16 protein-coding genes are annotated in these 18,471 nt (G+C 56.7%); 4 read left to right on the top strand and 12 right to left on the bottom strand.

Features of this window, described 5'->3' with window-relative positions:
* Positions 1-3 precede the first annotated feature (3 nt).
* Positions 4-903 (top strand): signal peptidase I, encoded by a 900-nt coding sequence (gene lepB, locus BUQ90_RS05885; RefSeq protein ID WP_143182736.1) that lies wholly within the window; start codon positions 4-6, stop codon positions 901-903.
* 6 nt (positions 904-909) lie between these two features.
* Here lepB and argC read toward each other — a convergent pair whose 3' ends face one another.
* The 5 genes from argC to BUQ90_RS05860 form a co-directional block, all read right to left on the bottom strand.
* The gene (argC, locus tag BUQ90_RS05880; RefSeq protein WP_074204133.1) at positions 910-1,842 is read right to left on the bottom strand and encodes an N-acetyl-gamma-glutamyl-phosphate reductase; all 933 of its coding nucleotides are present in this window, start codon (positions 1,840-1,842) and stop codon (positions 910-912) included.
* A 10-nt stretch (positions 1,843-1,852) separates the two neighbouring features.
* Complete coding sequence (locus BUQ90_RS05875) at positions 1,853-2,782, bottom strand: C40 family peptidase (protein ID WP_074204132.1); 930 nt, start codon at positions 2,780-2,782, stop codon at positions 1,853-1,855.
* A gap of 123 nt (positions 2,783-2,905) precedes the next feature.
* Positions 2,906-4,327 carry a leucyl aminopeptidase family protein gene (locus tag BUQ90_RS05870; RefSeq protein ID WP_074204131.1) on the bottom strand — a complete coding sequence of 474 codons (1,422 nt, stop codon included), beginning with the start codon at positions 4,325-4,327 and terminating at the stop codon, positions 2,906-2,908.
* A gap of 64 nt (positions 4,328-4,391) precedes the next feature.
* Positions 4,392-5,897, bottom strand: coding sequence for a flavin-containing monooxygenase (locus BUQ90_RS05865; RefSeq protein ID WP_074204130.1), 1,506 nt, complete (start codon positions 5,895-5,897; stop codon positions 4,392-4,394).
* A gap of 53 nt (positions 5,898-5,950) precedes the next feature.
* Positions 5,951-7,492 carry a flavin-containing monooxygenase gene (locus tag BUQ90_RS05860; RefSeq protein ID WP_074204129.1) on the bottom strand — a complete coding sequence of 514 codons (1,542 nt, stop codon included), beginning with the start codon at positions 7,490-7,492 and terminating at the stop codon, positions 5,951-5,953.
* Positions 7,493-7,696: 204 nt separating this feature from the next.
* Between BUQ90_RS05860 and BUQ90_RS05855 the strand changes: the two genes are divergently transcribed.
* Positions 7,697-8,419 carry a response regulator transcription factor gene (locus tag BUQ90_RS05855; protein WP_143182735.1) on the top strand — a complete coding sequence of 241 codons (723 nt, stop codon included), beginning with the start codon at positions 7,697-7,699 and terminating at the stop codon, positions 8,417-8,419.
* Here BUQ90_RS05855 and BUQ90_RS05850 read toward each other — a convergent pair.
* Both BUQ90_RS05850 and BUQ90_RS05845 read right to left on the bottom strand, forming a co-directional pair.
* Positions 8,409-8,924, bottom strand: coding sequence for a hypothetical protein (locus BUQ90_RS05850; protein WP_074204127.1), 516 nt, complete (start codon positions 8,922-8,924; stop codon positions 8,409-8,411). The two genes, BUQ90_RS05855 and BUQ90_RS05850, sit on opposite strands and share 11 nt — an antisense overlap.
* A 150-nt stretch (positions 8,925-9,074) precedes the next feature.
* The gene (locus BUQ90_RS05845; protein WP_074204126.1) at positions 9,075-11,192 is read right to left on the bottom strand and encodes an alpha-galactosidase; all 2,118 of its coding nucleotides are present in this window, start codon (positions 11,190-11,192) and stop codon (positions 9,075-9,077) included.
* Positions 11,193-11,546: 354 nt separating this feature from the next.
* On the opposite strand from BUQ90_RS05845, the gene BUQ90_RS05840 reads away from it, so the two are divergent.
* Entirely contained in the window at positions 11,547-11,753 is a 207-nt protein-coding gene (locus tag BUQ90_RS05840; protein WP_074204125.1) for a hypothetical protein, read from the top strand.
* A gap of 275 nt (positions 11,754-12,028) precedes the next feature.
* On the opposite strand, the gene BUQ90_RS05835 is transcribed toward BUQ90_RS05840, so the two are convergent.
* Positions 12,029-12,631: a hypothetical protein gene (locus tag BUQ90_RS05835; protein ID WP_143182733.1), complete on the bottom strand. Its 603-nt coding sequence runs from the start codon at positions 12,629-12,631 to the stop codon at positions 12,029-12,031.
* Between the two features lie 138 nt (positions 12,632-12,769).
* Complete coding sequence (locus BUQ90_RS05830) at positions 12,770-12,958, bottom strand: hypothetical protein (RefSeq protein WP_074204123.1); 189 nt, start codon at positions 12,956-12,958, stop codon at positions 12,770-12,772.
* A gap of 992 nt (positions 12,959-13,950) precedes the next feature.
* Between BUQ90_RS05830 and BUQ90_RS05820 the strand changes: the two genes are divergently transcribed.
* Entirely contained in the window at positions 13,951-15,024 is a 1,074-nt protein-coding gene (locus BUQ90_RS05820; RefSeq protein ID WP_074204121.1) for a sigma-54 interaction domain-containing protein, read from the top strand.
* Here the strand turns inward: BUQ90_RS05820 and sthA are convergent.
* The 3 genes from sthA to fliD form a co-directional block, all read right to left on the bottom strand.
* Positions 15,021-16,484: a Si-specific NAD(P)(+) transhydrogenase gene (gene sthA, locus BUQ90_RS05815; RefSeq protein WP_074204120.1), complete on the bottom strand. Its 1,464-nt coding sequence runs from the start codon at positions 16,482-16,484 to the stop codon at positions 15,021-15,023. The genes BUQ90_RS05820 and sthA overlap by 4 nt on opposite strands.
* 122 nt (positions 16,485-16,606) lie before the next feature.
* Positions 16,607-16,993: a flagellar export chaperone FliS gene (locus BUQ90_RS05810; RefSeq protein WP_074204119.1), complete on the bottom strand. Its 387-nt coding sequence runs from the start codon at positions 16,991-16,993 to the stop codon at positions 16,607-16,609.
* 24 nt (positions 16,994-17,017) lie between these two features.
* Positions 17,018-18,409, bottom strand: coding sequence for a flagellar filament capping protein FliD (fliD, locus tag BUQ90_RS05805; RefSeq protein ID WP_074204118.1), 1,392 nt, complete (start codon positions 18,407-18,409; stop codon positions 17,018-17,020).
* Positions 18,410-18,471: the final 62 nt, after the last annotated feature.

The following is an 18,471-nucleotide window of genomic DNA, read 5'->3' as shown; positions in this document are numbered from 1 at the left end:
CCAATGGACCAGGAAACCAAAGACGAGAATATGGCACTAGAAGATACGGCGGAAAGCCCGTCGACAGGGAAACCCGAAAAGGAAAAGACCGACTGGGTCGGCGAAATCAAAAGCATCGCGCTGCTGCTGCTCGCGGTGCTGGCTTTTCACAGTCTGGTCGCCAAGCCCTTTTACATTCCTTCGGTCTCGATGATGCCCGGCTTGCTGGTCGGCGACCGGCTGATCGTCAGCAAATATGCCTATGGCTGGTCCTGGGTATCCCCGACATTCCACATTCTGCCGCGCATGCAGGGGCGGCTGATGGGATCGCTTCCCGAACGAGGTGACATTGTCATCCTGACGCCCAAGGATCAGAGCAGCGACTATATCAAGCGGGTCATCGGTTTGCCCGGCGACACCATCGAACTGCGTGGCGGACAGATTTTCCTGAATGGCGAAGCCGTCCCGCAAGAGATCCAGCCCGATCTGGAACTGCCGGTCGACGCCAATGCACCCTGCACGAGCAGCGAATTTCCCGGTCTGCTCCGCAACAATGCCGATGGCCAACCAGTCTGTGCGCTGCCGATCCTGAAGGAAACCCTGCCCAATGGCGTGAGCTATGACATTATCGATCTGGGTCAGCAATATGATGTGGACGAGGTCAAGCCGATCATCATCCCCGAGGGACATCTCTACCTTATGGGCGACAATCGCGACCGCTCGGCAGACAGCCGGGTGCCGAGCTCGCGGGGCGGCCTTGACGGTGTGATTCCCTGGGAAAATATCGGCGGCCGCGCGGAGTTCATCACTTTCTCGCTGGACGGCAATACCAGCCTCAATCCGGTCAGCTGGTTCACATCCTTCCGCAGCGGACGGGCAGGAACCAGCCTGCGGCCTGACAAGGCAGCGGAAGCCGCGGAGTAATCGGGCTCAGAGCCTCAGGCCGGCGGTTTCTTCCAGTCCGGCCATGATGTTGAGATCCTGCACCGTGCTACCACCGGCGCCCTTGCCGAGATTATCGAGCCGGGCGATCAGCCGGACCTGGCTGCCATCACCGCTGCCAAACACAAATAGATCGAGCCGGTCGCTGGCGGCCTCGTCTTCGCGGACCAGCAGCTCGGACATGTCCTGATCCGCGTGCACCTTCACGACCGGAGACCCGGTATAATGCTCTTGCAACGCAGACCGCAGATCATCGGCCCGTACATCCAGTCCCATCGCGCCGAGGTGCAGCGGGACTTCGACAACCATCCCGCGATAGGCGCGGATGACGGCGGGCGCAAAAATCACATCATGGGTCAGTCCGGCGTGATGCCGCATTTCCGGCATGTGCTTGTGGTCGAGCGTCAGTCCGTAGCTGCGAAAACCGATATCGGCTTCCTCGGCAAAGCGACCGATCAGTGCCTTGCCGCCGCCGGAATAGCCCGACACCGCGTTGACCGAGTAGGGCCAGTCATCCGGCAGAATTCCGCGTGCCACCAATGGCGCAACCAGCCCCAGAAATCCGGTCGGATAACAACCGGGATTGGACACCCGGCCAGCCTCGGCAATGCGCTCGCGCTGACCGTCGCGAAATTCGGCGAAGCCATAGGTCCAGCCTTGTGCCGTGCGATGTGCCGATGATGCATCGATGATCCGCGTCCGATTGTTGCCGACCAGGGCCACAGCTTCCCGCGCCGCCGCATCGGGCAGGCACAGGATCGTGAAATCGCTGTCGTTGATCGCTTCCCGGCGTGCTTCCGCATCCTTGCGCCGGTCATCATCAAGCTGGATGAGGGTGAATTCCGGCCGGTCCTTCAACCGGTCCGCGATTTCCAGACCGGTTGTACCCGCTCCGCCATCGATAAAAATGCTGTAAGTCATGATCGTCCGCTCAGTCCGGCCGCTTGCGCATCAGCACCGGCTGTTCAACCCCCTCGGATGCAAACAGCGCGACCACATCATCCAGTGGCTCAATGGTCACCTGCATCCAGTTGGCACTGGCATGAATCAACCGTTTTTCATCCGCCATGATCCCGACATGTTCGGGAAAGAAGACCAGATCACCGCGCCGCAGGGATTCGTCTTCACCGAGCGCGTTTCCGGCGGCGTGCATCTGTTGATCGGTGTCGCGGGGTACGGCCACTCCGGTCAGGCCCAGCACGGTCTGGATCAGGCCGGAGCAATCCAGACCGTCCCCGCTGCGGCCGCCCCACAGATAGGGAGCTCCGATCAACTGTTCCGCGAAATCGACATGGCCATTTTTGCCATCGAACACGACTTTCGCGCCGATTTCCTGGACATGGCGGACATGGACATAACCTTTGCCGGTTTTCAGAAAACTTCCGCATTCGCTCAGTTCATCACAGGCCAGTCGGGCGCCCATCGGCAACCGCTTGATAACACCGGATTTGATGTCCGGCTCCATGAATATCAGCGCCGCTCGCGCACAAATCAAATGAGTCGGCTGCCGGGTTTTGCGCTGGTGCTGCAGCGCATGAACCGGGAGATAGCCGACATAATGGTCATGCGCGCAATATCCCCAGGCCCAGTCGCCAGACACGTCGAGCAGATGGAAATCCTCGCCGTGGAGCAATTCGGAAACCGCCTCATGCGACTTGCCACCCAGCCGGCGCAGCATGGCCTTGGGTGCCGCACAGCGCATCGGCAGGGATTCGGCATAATGCGGCGCGAAAAGCTTCCCGGCGAGCCCGATTTCGGCCAGATCACCGCGATGGGCTGTCACCCGCGGATCAAATTCTTCCTCTGGCCCGTGCAGCGAAAATTTCGCACGCGTCACATTGTCTGCCGCCTTCATGTCCATGATGTTCTTGTATCCTGCATGACGCGTCCCCCGGGACGGCCCATAATTTGTCTGTTTTTTGCCCGTCTATTGTGTTCGGCCGGTGAAAACAAGACGAGTCCGGGCGGTCGCATCTTTTCGGGACTAGCTGCCGTAGCGTTTCCGAAGATAGCGCCAGCTGGCCCTGAGGCCGAGCGCTTCACCGCCTTTGGGTCGTCCGGCCTTGCTCGCCGGGCGCCAGGCATAGGTATCAAAATGCGCCCAGGGCAGATCGTCCGGCACAAATTTCTGCAGAAAAAGCGCCGCAGTGATGCACCCGGCAAAGGAGCCGGTGGAGACATTGTTGGTGTCGGCGATCGGACTGTTGAGCCGATATTCATAGCGGGACCAGAGCGGCATGCGCCAGAGCGGGTCATCTTCCGTTTCGCCTGCTTCCAGCAGAGCAGCAGCCATTTCATCATCATTGCAGAACATGGCCGGCAAATCCGGCCCGAGCGCCACGCGCGCCGCACCGGTCAATGTCGCAAAATCGATCATCAGTTCGGGTTCTTCTTCGCCCGCCAGCGTCATTGCATCTCCGAGCACCAGTCGCCCCTCGGCGTCGGTATTGCCGATTTCCACGGTCAGTCCCTTGCGGCTCTGCAATATGTCACCCGGGCGCAAGGCATGGCCATCAACCGAATTTTCCACCGCCGGAACCAGCAAATGCAGCTGCACAGGGAGCTTGGCATCCATGATCATCCGGGCCAGCGCGATGGCGTGCGCCGCGCCGCCCATGTCCTTTTTCATCAGCAGCATGCCCGCGGGGGATTTCATGCTGAGGCCGCCGCTGTCGAAGGTCACGCCCTTGCCGACAATCGCAATTTTCGGATGATCGGCCTTGCCCCATATCAATTCGATCAGGCGCGGCGCGTGATCCCGCATGGCCGCCTTGCCGACACCGTGGATCATCGGGAAATTCTTTTCCAGCGTATCGCCGCGCGTGACTTTCAGATCCGCATCATGTTTGTCGGCCAGCTTCTCGACAATATCTTCCAGCTTGTCAGGCCCCATGTCCGCCGCCGGCGTATTGACCATATCGCGGACCATCGCTGTTGCTTCGGCCTGGCGCACGGCCTCGTCCACCTGGGCGATCTCGTCCTTGACCAGCAGCACGCTGGGACCCTGCTTGTTGTCAATTTCCTTGTATTTTTCGAACGTGTGCTGCGGGATCAGCCAGCCGAACAGACCGTTTTTCGCGCTAGCTCCGGACAGGCGATATTTGCCGGCCGGCAACTTACCGCCCAGTTTCACCAGATCCCAGGGTTCGAGCGCCTTGTGGTTCCGGACACCGGCCACGACTGTGAAATCCCCCTCCTCTTCCTCGCTCTTGTCCGACTGGCTTCCGGACAGTGGCAGGACAAGATAGGATTCCGGATTGGCAGTGAAATTATAGGCCTGAACAATGGCCCGCACCTGGTCCGGCTGGTCTTTCAGCCAGTCTTCGAAGTTGAACACGTCGAGGATCTGAATGGTCCGGGCCTTCTGGCCCTTGTCGGCTTCAATCAGGGTCGCAAAATCAGTCATTTCAACCCTATAGCCAGACTTTTCGCCGAGTGCGAGCCTATTCAGAACCGGATCGGGAGTGGCTTCAGGCGGCGACGGCTTCGCGGCTCGCGCTGTCCGAAGGCTCTGACTTCGACTTTCGCGCCTTGCCGAAAACCAGTGCCTCGTCCTCGATCGTCCGGTGCCGCAGATTGATGATATCCTTGGGATAATTCTGGTTGAGTCGCCAAGGTTTGCGGTCACCCTGCTTGGGAAGCTGGGAAAGGGCACGCTGGACATAGCCAGAGGTAAAGTCCAGCAGTGGCTCGAGTTCGATGCCTTCCGCTGGCAGGGTCGGTGTCGCGCTGTCATATCCCTTGCGGTCCATCAGGTTGATCACCCGGCAGAGATATTCGCTCGTGAGATCCGCCTTCAGCGTCCAGCTGCTGTTGGTATAGCCCATCGTCATCCCGAGATTGGGAACACCGGAGAACATGACACCCTTGTAATTCACCGTCTCGGCGAAATTGACCGTTTCGCCATCCACGTCAAACTCTGCTGATCCGCCGGTTTGCAATTTCAGTCCGGTGGCCGTCACGATGATGTCGGCGTCCAGCTGCTTGCCCGATTTCAGAAAAATACCATCGGGCGTGAAGCGGTCGATATGATCGGTGACCACAGAAGCCTGGCCGGATTTGATGACATTGAACAGGTCACTGTCCGGCACTGCACAGAGCCGTTCGTCCCAGGGATTATAGCGCGGCGTGAAATGAGTCATGTCATAGTCCGGACCCAGCTCTTCCCGAACCATTTCCAGCAATTTGCCGCGCACCATCTTCGGTCTTTTGCGCGCCAGATTGAAGGTGAACAACTGATAGAGCACGTTGCGCCAGCGGGTGATCAGATAGGCCGCTTTCGCCGGCAGGATTTTCCGCAATGCCAAAGCGAACTTGTCCTCGCCCGGCCGTGACGCGACATAGCTGGGCGAGCGCTGCAACATGGTCACATGGCCTGCGGTCTCGGCCATCGCCGGAACCACGGTCACGGCCGTCGCGCCGCTTCCGATGACGACAACTTTCTTGCCCGCATAGTCCAGATCTTCTGGCCAGAATTGCGGATGTACAATCTGCCCTTCGAAATCCTCGCGTCCTTCGAAATGGGGATCATGCACCTCGTCGTAACTGTAATATCCCGAGCACATGAACAGAAAATTGCAGCGAATCTCGCTGCTGCTGCCATCGCCATGGGCCAGCCGGACGGTCCATTCGGCCCTATCACTCGACCAGCTCGCACCCACGACCTTGCGCTCGTAGCGAATCTTCGGGGCGACATCATATTCCGCCACCGTCTCGTGAAGATATTCCATGATGTTCGGACCATCGGCAATCGCCTGACGCGATGTCCACGGTTTGAAGTTATAGCCCAGCGTGTACATGTCGCTGTCCGAACGGATGCCGGGATAACGGAACAGATCCCATGTCCCGCCCAGCCGCTCGCGCGCCTCGACAATTGCATAGCTTTTCCCCGGGCAGCGCTTCGTCAAATGCACCGCCGCGCCAATGCCGGACAAGCCGGCACCAACAATCAACACGTCCAGTTTTTCAGTTTCCATGAAACTCTTTTACTTACATTCATGTCAATTGCAAGTTTGACAGGAGATATGTCTTATTCCGCTGCTTCCAGCGCCTCGCCTGCGTCCGCGACATTCCCCGCACTGTTCGGGCCATAGAACCGCATCACACCGTCATCGACCGGCTCGTTGAGCAGCACTTTCTTGTCGAACAGATAATCCTGATTGAGCTTCCACGGCATCGCTGTGCTGTTGCGCGGCAGTTCATTGATGGACCGCCGGATATAGCCGGAAGAAAAGTCGAACAATTCTTCCTGTTCCAGCTCGGATTCCAGTTTCGGATTGGCAATCCGGGTACTGGTAGCGTCCATGTGGTTGATCACCCGGCAGACATATTCGGATACGATGTCCGCCTTGAGCGTCCAGCTCGCATTGAGATAGCCGAATACGATTGCCATGTTCGGAATGTCGGAGAACATGCAGCCTTTGTAATAATAGTGATCCGGCCAGTGTATCGGCTTGCCATCGACTTCAAATGCCACCTTGCCCGCCACGGCCAGCTTCAGTCCGGTGGCTGTCACGATGATATCCGCCTCCAGTTCCTCGCCGGATTTCAGTTTCACCCCGGTTTCGGTCACGGTCTCGATATGGCCGGTTTTTACATCCGCCTTGCCGGAGGCGATGGCCTTGAACATGTCGCTGTCGGGCACCAGGCACAGCCTTTGCTCCCAGGGCCCGTAAGGCGGCGTGTAGTCTTCCTTGTTATATTTGTCGCCAAGCTCCCGTTTCATCGGCTTTTCGAGCTTTTTGATGACTTTCTCCGGCTTGTCCCGAGCGGTACGGAAAGTCAGATCCTGCATCCAGACATTTTTCTTGCGGATGATCTTGTAGGCCCAGCTTTCCGGCATGATCTTGCGCAATGTGTTGGCCAGCCAGTCCTTGGCCGGGCGCGCCGCATACCAGGTCGGTGTCCGCTGCAGCATCGTGACATGCTCTGCTGTCTCTGCCATGACCGGTACGATCGTCACGGCCGTCGCGCCGCTGCCGATGATGACCACTTTCTTTCCCGCATAGTCATAATCCTGTGGCCAGAATTGCGGATGCAGCACGTCTCCCTTGAATGACTGCAGTCCTTCGATCTGGGCATCATAGGGATTGTCATAGTCATAATAGCCGGCGCCCATATAAATGAAACCGGCCTGCATGACGGTGGTGCTGCCATCGGCTTTTTCCGCCGTCACCGTCCAGCGTGCATCCTCGCTTGACCAGCTGGCCGACAGTACCTTGTGTCCGAAATGGATGTGCTTCTCGAGATCATGCTTCGCCTTGATCCGATGGAGATAGTTGATGATCGAGGGACCGTCGGCAATCGCCTTCTGTTCCGTCCAGGGCTCGAAGTTGAACCCGAGCGTGTGCATGTCACTGTCGGAGCGGATACCGGGATACTGGAACAGGTTCCATGTCCCGCCGATATCGTCGCGCCGTTCCAGCAGGGCGAAGCTCTTGCCCGGACATTTGTTACGCAGATGTACCGCCATGCCGATACCGGAAATACCGGCTCCCACGATAAGGACATCCACCGATTGCGGAGCTGCTTCCAGTTCTGCACCTGCATTTTCAGCGATATGAGTCGCCATGACCGTCTCTCCCGGTTTTTCCAGACTTATGCCATCCGGAGCGGGCGCTGGCAATTGATGATTTAATCAATCAATTAACAACTGTTGATTCTTTTCCCGTCATCTCTTCGCAGCCTGTCGCGTATTCGCGTTACAGCCTGAGTCCGGAAAAAGGAGTATAAGCGAATCCGTGGTTTCACAGTGACTTGGGGGGGAAGTCTTGCCGTGAAGTTTGAATCTGGCATTCGCAAAACTGTATCCGCACGAACTCCGTTCGGCATGGTCAAGCGGATTTTGCGCAATTCGCAGGCCTTGGGAGCCATCTCCTTCACCTATCACATCGCACCCGCTATAAATTCTCCCGCAACCAATATTCCCCGGCTGTTGTTCAGCAATGCGTGGTCAGATCGCAACACGGCCCGCAATATCGGGCTCCGGAAACAGATCGAGAATATTCATGATGTCATCATTTCCCACGGTGTGCCGACCACCTATTTGTCGTTGATTGCCGGCGAGAATGTCATCAACAGGAGTTTTGCCGAACAGGTCGGCAAACGGGTCGCAGGCCATGGCATTGTCGACGAATATATCATCCCGGTTTACGGGCCCTACAAGATTGAGGGGTGCATGTGTTTCGGATTTCCGCAGGACGTGCACTCCCTGCCTCCGGGCACGTGCTGCGAACTGGAAGCGCTGGCCAGCGTTTCGCACATAAAAATCATCGCGTGCTTCGCCGACAAGCTGGAGAATATCACGCTTTCAAAACGGGAATCGGAAGTGCTGCAATGGCTGGCGTTCGGCAAAAGCATCACCGATATTGCAACCATACTCGGCGTTCAGCCCGCAACGGTCGACAGTTACACCCGCCGCATCTACGCGAAATTTGGCGTCCACAACAAGATCGGCGCCGTATTGGCCGGCGTGTCAACGGGGAAGGTCAGTCTTTAGGCTGCGCGGCATCGTTCGATGACGCTTCACCAAATCTGGCTTCAAACATGGGTGCAACTTCCCCGGAATAGAACAGCACTTCCGCCGGTTCGAAACGCCAGGCCGTTCGATGTTCGGGAAAGGCGATTGCCATCTTGTTTTCAAGACCTTGTGAATGGTAGGTTTCGCGCATGGCCGCGATGATCCGCTCCTGGTCGTCCGCATCCACGAGGATCCAGACCAGCTGGAGGCGGTCATCGGCAAAGACAAATTCGGCGAGCCGCGGTTCACCCATGAATTGAAATCCCTGACAATCGATCTGTTGATGCAGATTTTTGGCGATCGGCATCCGGGGCGGATCGAAAGTCCGCACATCCATTTTTGTACAGCGGGAGGTCAGCTGTTTTTCGATGTCGGCAACCGACGCGCCAAAAGCGATCACCTCCGGTTTGGTCACCGCACCGGGAGCGGCAGCAGCGCTCGCCAGGGTCCAGGCCGCCATCATGGCAACAGGCAATATCGGCATAATGTGTCTCCTGACAGAATCGTAGCTGTTATACTGTATTATATCACCATATCAATGATATAATTGCCTTGACCAGCCGCGGTGTCTCTTGCACGAAACACTAACCTATACGGTACTTTTTATAGTGATTTTTGTACCAGTAATTCGGCTCTATTCCTCTGCAAGATGGAAGAGCAGCACGGTTTCGGGAAAAGCAGTGGGCAGTTGCAGTCCGACAGTCATCAGCAACTCGCCACTGAACACCGCCCCCTTCCCTGTCAGATCCAGCTCTTCCACGATTGATGGCGAGGTAATCGAGCGCCAGTCTTCGGGCCACACAAGCCGAACCCGGTAAGCCTGACTGCGTTCCAGGCCTGCACAAATGAAGCGCGGTGGAAATCGTTCCGGCAGGCTGGCCATATAGGCGACGGACCACAAGGCTTCCCGCCGGTCGCGTGCCACAACCCCGATGATGTTAAGCGCTGTCACATTGTCAACGCGGTAGAAATCGCCGTCATGGATGAGCTGACGATGCTTTTTGTAGAGAGCAATTCCCCTCGCAAGCTCTTCGAGGTCTTCCCCGGGTTCGCCGAGCAGGTTCATCTCGACACCCATATGCCCCATGATCGCCGTGCCCGCCCGCATCGCCATCGACAATTTGCGTCCGGTGATGTGACATTGCGCCGGCCCAACATGAGCTCCGGTCACACATAGTGGCAGGAAATGGCTGGCACCGCGCTGGATCTCCTGTCGATCAAGCGCATCGTTGCTGTCAGATGTCCAGATCCGGTCGGTGTGCGCCAGAATACCGAAATCGGCCCGGCCACCTCCGGAAGAACAGCTTTCGATTTCCACTTCCGGATGGGCTGTGCGAACCCGGTCGATCAGATCATAAAGCGCCTGTATCTGGTCAAAGGCCCTGGACCGTCCATCCTGTCCAGCGGGATGGTTGAGATCCCGGTTCATGTCCCACTTGATGTAGCGGATATCATGGTCGGACAATATGGCATCAATCCGGTCGAACAAATGATCACATACTTCCGGCCGGGACAGGTCGAGTACCAGCTGATTGCGGAATGGCACCTGCTCGAGACCTTCAATCTGCAATACCCAGTCCGGATGCGCGCGGTACAGATCGCTGTCGGGATTGACCATTTCCGGCTCGAACCAGATACCCATCTCCATGCCGAGACCAGTGACATGGTCGACCAGCGGGGTCAGGCCATCCGGATAGACCTCGTCCGACACGACCCAGTCTCCCAGACCCGATTGATCATTGCGGCGCGAGCCAAACCATCCGTCGTCGAGCACGAAACGCTCGACACCGATCTCCGCTGCCTTGCTGGCCATCGCTTTCAACTGTTCCGGATCATGGTCGAAATAGACAGCTTCCCAGCTGTTATAATGAACTGGTCGAAGCTTGCTTCGGACACCAGCGCGCAAAAGGCTGCTGCGGACGTGATCATGTAGCCGGCGGCTGAGTCCGGACAGGCCATTGGCAGAATAGCCGACAACGGCGGGAGGACTGGAAAACTCCTCCCCCGGGGCCAGTATGGCCTCGCCAGGAAAGAGCAAAGCACCCGTGGAAAGCAGCACATCCCCGCTGTTCCCGGTATCTACCCGCAAATGGTGATTACCGCTCCAGGCCAGATGTACGGCGCAAGCTTCCCCGGACAATTCTCCCGTATTTTCCTCACACAGGATGACGCCCGGAAAACTGTCATGCGAAGTTCGGCCCCGCCGGTTTTCGCGCAGCCACGATCCGGAGAACCGCCGGAGCCGTTCAGTACGGAACTCCCCCGCCCAGCGGCCGGAAAATCCGATAATGTCGGACAGGTGCTGCGGGACCGGCAAACAGATGCTGCTGATGTGATTAACCGTGAGTGGGTCCTGCCCCTCGTTGCGCAAAACTGCTGCAATCGCCAGAATGCCATTTTCCGCATCAGCTGAAAACCGGTGCTGCAGAAAAATCTGCGTATCCGGGTCACGAGTGGTAATGACTAGCTGTCCCGCATTCTCCTTGACCGCCACCACGGTCAGCCTGACGCCCCAATCACGTCCGGCGCGATGCACCGACAAGCCCGCAGTCCCGGCGAAACCCCGCCCGGCTTCAGCCATCAGACCGGGGCGGACATTTTGCGTTTCACTGCCAAAGACATGCTGGCGGCTGCCGAGACGCACCAGATCGGCGGCATCCTGCCCCTCAGCGATGCGTCGCCCCCAATAGACGATATGTGCGGGCTGACCGGCGGCAGCGTCGACCACCAGTGTCATTTCGCCGGCATCCATGCGATAATATCCCACCCAAACCGTCTCCCTTCAATCTCGGGAAAATGGTTACCGCGTCCTGCCGGAAAAAGGAATTGACCCGGCAGGAATTTTTCGGATTTCACCAGTACAGTATACGTTCGGCCAGCTGCTCGGCGGCATCTCCGTTTGCTGATCGCCGATTTTTCGCTTACTTTTCGCAGATTCCCTGATAGATACGATTGCAACCAAACGGTGGTTGGGACACCGTTTGTACACGATTGGCATTCCAGTGGATCGGAATCAGGGTGGGATTTATGGTTAACAGCGCTTGTACGTTGCTGCTTCTTGGTAAATAGCATGCCGCTTTCGTCGACGGGAAAAGAAGGCAGCGGAATGTCAACATCGGATCAGGAAAACGACGGTCGCGATGCCTCCGACATGATGCGCGAGGCAAACGTTTTGATGGAGCGGGCGCTGAAGCTGCTGGATATGGCCAACGAGGATCTCACCGCTGCAAAGCTCGACGATGCAATCTGCTCGCTGAACCTGCGCGAAAACACCCAGGAGCTGCCGGAAAGCGAAAGCGGCGAGGACGCTTAAAGACGAGGATTGCGGAACGAACCGGCCCGGGACCAGCCAGACTCAGTTCGCTCCGCGAATGGCGCCAAACTTCCACTTGAGCCTTTTCGGAACCTGTAGTTCCCAAAAACCAGCCGGACATTCGTGGTGGGGTTAAAAGCCGACTGTAACCCAAATGCTCGTTTTGCATCATCCTCGCATATTAAGTACGGAATGCGCGGGCAAAGGTTTAACGGGCGGGGACAGTTTTTTGCCTGCCCCCCGGCAATTAGGGAAATTTCGCTGCCTTCCGACAATCAGGCGTCAATATTGTCCTGAAAATCCGCCATCGTTCGGGCCCATTGTCGGAGACTTTTGACCAGATCCACACGCGACCAGGCAACCACCTGCTCGAGACTGGTGAGCAAGCCGGCCACAAACTGTCTTAAATCGATGATGGCATATGGCGACTGCATGGTCGCCACACCCAGTTCGGAAAAAACCTCATTCATCTCGCGAATGGAGAGCAGCTTGATTTCCTGATTCCAGTTGTCCTCGGTCTTCAGCGGCAGCAAGGCCGAAAGCTCGATGCAAAGAAAGGATGGCCTATCCTCCTCTGCCACATCTCCGGCATTAAGCGACCGGGCCACCGCCAGAACCAGCATGTCGCTGAATTTGCTGACTTCCTTGATACTGCGATCCGGCGTGGATCCGATTTCGGCATATTCCAGCGCCAGACCCAGCAATATCAGCTCCCGCCAGCGATAGGATGCAGCTTTTCCTTTGCCGGTATTGATGCCTGGGGGAAATCCCTGCCGCTGAAAATGCTGTAGCCGCCCCCTGAATGCACTTTTTCGATCCGGATCAATCTCGTGCTTGACCCGAAATGTTTCAACAATGTCTCTATATGTGAAATCCATCACGTTCATCCCGGCAATTCAGATCGGACAGGCGAATACCGCGCTTTCCTTTTCCGGGACAAACCTAAAGGCGAAAAAGCAATTAATGTCCAATCTTTTGGATGGACTGAGACGAGGTAACCTGCCTCGGTCGACAATTCAGCCAGACTTGATGTCCAGCACGTTCTCGTCCGATCTGCAGATATCGTGCTCTTCGCACAAGGCGGAAATTGCTTCGTCCACCTTGATCGCTGCCAGCCTGGCATTGCTATTGTCCAGAACCGCCAGGATGTTTCCCAGCTGCATCACCAGTTCGGCAATCTGTTCGCGTGAACACTGTTCGTTCATTATTTTTCCCGCCTCCAACTGGTCGTTATTCGCTGCTGGTTCCGCTAGGGTTACACATTCCAAAAATTCCTACCGGCGTGGGTGGAGTTCGGCGAGTGTGAACAGGTAAAATCATGCCAATTCCAGATCCAGATGCCGAAATGCCCCCGCTGCCGGTTCCATTTCCCCCAAACAATACCTGACAAAATGCCAAACCAGCCAACCTTCCCCTCTTTCACCACTCAATACCAATTCAAAATCGGCATGGTCACATGCGGAACCTGCAAAACCGTATTGATGGATCGGGCCGTTGCAGAAATTCCGCATCAGGCCGACGAAATGTCAAATAATCAATGACTTGAATATAGAAAAAGCATGAACCTGCCATGAAGAGCCGGGCATGACATCAGTCGGAGGAAAAGCAATTTGGCTAAAGGAGACGGGTTTGACCCATTTTGGACCCAACTTTGGTTGGGAACAGCATAAGCTGATGATAACAGAAACGTCGGCGTCCCCACGACGCCGACACTGGTTAAGATGTTTCAAATTTCTGGTCTGACACATTCTAACCGCTATGGCGCGTAGATGAAGTTCTCAAGGCTTCGTCTGCGCGCCGCTTGCTTTAGGCGGAGCCAGACAACACGTCCACATCTAAATCGTAAAAACTTCTTTGGTTGCAGTTGTTACGAGCCAAAAGAGCGCTGACACGATTTATGCAACCGGATTAGGCATTCGCCGTTCGGAAGTTCCATCCGTTTCCTGCGTGCCTAGTGAATGGATTATCGGTTCAGATGACTGTCATTTCCTGCTCGCCCGAAAAGATACGCGGCAACTGTCACCGTGAACCTTCGGCAAACGTTTCTTCACATCACTTTGAATCCATTTAACTTTTGTTAACCATAATGGCCTAGCCAAATGGAAGACCAGAAATCGAAGCATGGCTCGTGGGGGGCCATGCTTCATTCCCCGGCCCGGAAGTTTGGGCCTGTGTTGAGATTTCTGGGTGAGAGTACATGGCGACTGCTTCATTAGGTTCCGCTGACAAACAACAGAAAATAGACGGCCTTATCGTTGGCATCAGTTCCGCAATCCGGAACACGCGCAAACTTGTCAGATTTGCGGCCGACACCTCAGCCCGCGTTTTGATTACTGGCCCGTCAGGCTGCGGCAAGGAAGTCATCGCGAATGCATTGCATCAGACATCTTCTCGAGCAGACAAACCCTTTGTTGCCGTCAATTGCGGAGCGATACCGCGCGAATTGATCGAAGCCGAACTTTTCGGACATGAGAAAGGCAGTTTCACCGGCGCTACGAGCCGCCGACTGGGGCATTTCGAAAGGGCGCAGGGCGGAACGCTGTTTCTTGACGAAATCGGTGACATGCCAATGGACATGCAGGTCCGTCTGCTGCGCGTTCTGGAAGACCAGAAAATCCGCCGGGTTGGCGGCGACCAGGAAATCGCCATCGACACCCGGATTATCGCCGCAACGCACAAGGATCTCGAGGCCGCCATTGCTGCGGGAACATTCCGCGAAGATCTCTACTACCGGCTGTCCGTTTTGCAGATCGAGGCCAGCCCGTTGCACGAACGTCCGGAAGATATCCCTTCCCTCCTGCACCATTTCCTCAAGCAGTCAGCACCGGAAGAAAGTCGGCCAGTCTTTCAGCGGGAAACCATGGATGCCCTCTGTTCCTACAATTGGCCAGGCAACGCCCGGGAATTGCGTAATGTCGTGGAACGGGCCGGTGTGTTCTTCGCCGGAACCGAGATCGAACCGTCACATCTCCCGATCCTGCTCGGGAAACCCTTCAGCGCAGTTCAGAAAACTGCGCCGAAGCCGGCGAGGATGAATGTAAGTGACTGGACGAATGCACCTGTGGAACCGTCCGAACCACTCACCGACTTGCCGGAACTCGAAGACGAAGCTTTCGATATGAAACAGTATCTGATGTCTGCGGAACAAACGCTAATCAAACAGGCGCTGAAACAGTCAGGTGGTACAGTTTCCAAGGCGGCAAAACTGCTCAGCCTTCCCCGCACCACCTTCATTGAGAAGATGCAGAAGCTGGACCTGCAAGCCGCTTAAGCGGCCTTTTTCCGGGACTTCGATTTCGGCTTTTTCAGCTTCACGACTTCACCTTTCTTGGCAGGTGCCATCCGGTTCCATGCGTCGAGCGCCGCGATCTTGTAGGCTTCTGCAAGCGTCGGATAGTTGAACGTGTTTTCCATGAAAAAATCAATTCCGCCGCCGAGGTTCAGCACAGCCTGCCCGATATGGATGAGTTCGGTTGCCCCTTCGCCTACGGCATGTACGCCCAGCAGTTTTCCGGTCTCCAGCTCGAACAGGCATTTCAATATGCCCGATTGCAGTCCCATGATGTGACCACGCGAGGTTTCGCGCAGGCGGGCGATACCGCATTCAAACACGAACCCCTTTTCCCGCGCCTGCTCTTCCGAATATCCGATGGTGGAAATTTCCGGCACGGCATAAATGCCATAGGGGAAATGATGTGGTGCGGTCGGCATCGGCGCATCAAAGGCATGGCAGGCGGCAATCCGGCCCTGCTCCATCGAAGTCGAAGCCAGGCTCGGGAAACCGATAACATCACCAGCGGCATAGATATTGTCGACACTGGTCTGCATGGTGTCGGGGTTCACGGTCAGACGCCCGCGGTGATCCGCTTCGAGCGCAATCTTGTCGAGTCCGATATTGTCGGTCGCACCTTTTCGGCCAGCGGCAAAGAGCAACATCTCCGAACGGACCACACGGCCGTCGTTCAATGTCACAACCGGGCAATCCATCTCGTCAAGGACAATGGATTCAGCCGAACAGCCAAGCCGGATCGACATCCCCCGGTCGAGCAATTGCTGGGTGAAGTTGCTGATGACTTCCCGGTCGACAAAATCGAGGAAACTGTCTCGCGGCTCGATCAGCGTAACGGGAACATCCAGCGCGCTGAAGATCGTGGCATATTCGATCCCGATCACACCGGCACCGATAACGGTCAGGCTCCGCGGAATGGTAAGATCCGCGACAATAGCATCGCTGTCCAGAACCGTCCGGTCGTTGAACGGGACATAGTCCGGCCGGAACGGCTTGGTGCCCACGGTAACCAGGATGCGATCGGCGGTGACCAGTTCTGTCGCGGTCCGGTCGGCTTCGTGACGCTCAACCTGCAGCGTATGCCGGTCGACAAACTGGGCACGCCCCTGCAACGTGTGCACATTATTGCGGGCAAATTGCTGTTCCAGAACATCGACTTCATGGTGAAGAGTCTTGCTCAGCCGGGAGTTCAGCGCGGCACAGTTGGACTGCGCCTTGTCGGTCGACCGGCGGTTGTAGAACTGGCGTTCGCGCCAGCCAGTCAGATTGAGAACCGACTCTCGCAAGGTCTTGGAGGGAATGGTACCGGTATGAACGGACACACCGCCGACGCTGCCTCGATCATCAATGACCAGCACGGATTTTTTGAGTTTGGCGGCCTGGATTGCTGCGCGACGTCCGGCGGGTCCGCTGCCGATAACTACAAAATCATAACTGCTCATGTTCAATTCCCTCATTAACCATGATTTGAGAACGGCCTGAGAGGCCATTTGTTTAGGAATTTGGCGCAGTTTTGCAAAATTTCAGGGAAAGTAGCGGTCGGTTACCGACCGCCGGGCTCAGATCAACCGATTGCTTTCCATGCCGATGCAATTTCCCCGATGATCACTTGCGCGGATTCAATCTGTTCAGGGAGCTTTTCGCTTGGTGACTGATTGATGCGGCGGGCAGCTTCGCTGTAGATCTCCATCAGTGCGGCTGCCAGTTCGCCACCATTGTCATGATCCAGACTGACCTGCAGTCCGGACAGAATGGACAGAGCCTTGGCGCGGGATTCCAGCGCCCGGCCCAATTCACCGGCATTATAGAAGCGGATGACCTGGTCGAGCTTGAGCATCAGTTCGTCAAACAAAATGTCGATCAGCTGGTGCGGAGATGCTCCGGCAACATGACTTTCGCGGCCAACATTCTGATAGAGACTGGCTTTATTTGTATAGGATAGGGCTGGCATTGTTCAGGTCTTTCTCAATCAGATTCAGTTGTTGTTGGAATTGGACCACACGGCGATCTGCTGTGTGAGGTAGCTTTGCGTGGCGTTAATGACGGCCAGCTGACGATCCATGTCGGCAAATGTCCGGGTCAGCTGCGTCCGGTAGCGTTCAATACTGTCGTTCAGTCTTTCGCGCTGGGTAACCAGCGATTCCGCCACGGCATCATAGCGCTCACGGGAGGTCACAAGCGAGCCGTTGTCGGACTGCAAATTGTCGCGAATGGTCTGCAGAGCGCCGGCTATTCCGGGATTCAGATCATCCTGCACGGCCGGCTCCAGCATTTTGGCCACGGCATCGGGATCTTCTTCAAGCACGGCGGACAGGCGCGCCTGATCAACCTCGAGGGTTCCGTCAATATTGGTTTTCACCCCGACATCCGCCAGCGTCCGGTAAGGGCCGCTGTCAGTCAGGGATGTGGAGGTCAGCCGGCTGAGAGAGCGCACCATGTCGCGCACACCGATATCACCGGCAAGCGGACCGCCAGACGCCCCTTCCACGCCGGGCGCAGTGGCGTCATTCAGGCCGGTCCGCAGCAGGTTATAGGCGTCGACAAATTCATTGACGAGATTGCCCACCGTCGTCGTGGGCTGGTCGCCGCTGATGATGATTTCCGTTCCGACTTCCGCAGAAAGCAGGTTCAACCGGACACCGGTGATCGCGCCGTCAATATCGTTGCTGCTGTTGGTCATCTGGATGCCGTCAACTGTGATCACGCTGTTGGCAGCATCGGCAACCTTTGTCATGCTGCCCGGTGCAGCATCGCTATAGGCAAAAGCCTGCAGCGAGGCGGGACCGGAAGCAGCGACGGAGAATCCGTTGTCCAGACCTTCTTCGCCTTCGAGCACGAGTCTTGCCCCGTTATTGTCGGTGATGATCGTGGCGGTCACTCCGCTGTCCGATGCGTTGATCGCGGAAGCCAGACCGGCAAGGCTGTTATTGGTATCGTCAATCACGATGTCGAACGCGCCTTCTCCGGTCGTGATCGTCACCGTGCCCTCGCCTACCGCAACCCCTGAATCCGCCGAAGCGCCAGAAACCAGGCGCTGTGGTGAGGCCAATTGGGAAACTTCCATCCGCGCGGGCAATCCCACCGGCCGGACACCGTCGATAAAACTGACCGTCGCAATGGCAGGGTCGCTCGACACCAGATCTCCGGCAAATCCCTGACCGTCGAGCAGCTCGGTGAGCGCCTGGGCAAAGGTATCCAGGGCCGAAGACGCAGAAGCAATCGCAGAAATCCGGGCGCTGTTCAGATTTTCCTTCTGCGCCAGCTGGAGTTCGCGCGGCGCGCGTGTGGCCTGAACGAGATCTTCCACGACCTGCGAGGAATTGATCCCCGAACCCGCGCCAATCAAATTTGCAATATCACCAAACATGTCAATTTCCTTGTCGGAGCTAATAACGTCCAATTCTGCGCAACATTTAGGGCTATCCGGGC

Source organism: Parasphingorhabdus marina DSM 22363, assembly GCF_900128895.1.
In the GTDB taxonomy this organism is placed as follows: Bacteria; Pseudomonadota; Alphaproteobacteria; order Sphingomonadales; family Sphingomonadaceae; genus Parasphingorhabdus; species Parasphingorhabdus marina.
The sequence above is the reverse complement of the archived record's forward strand: the minus strand, read 5'-3'. Positions and strand labels throughout refer to the sequence as shown.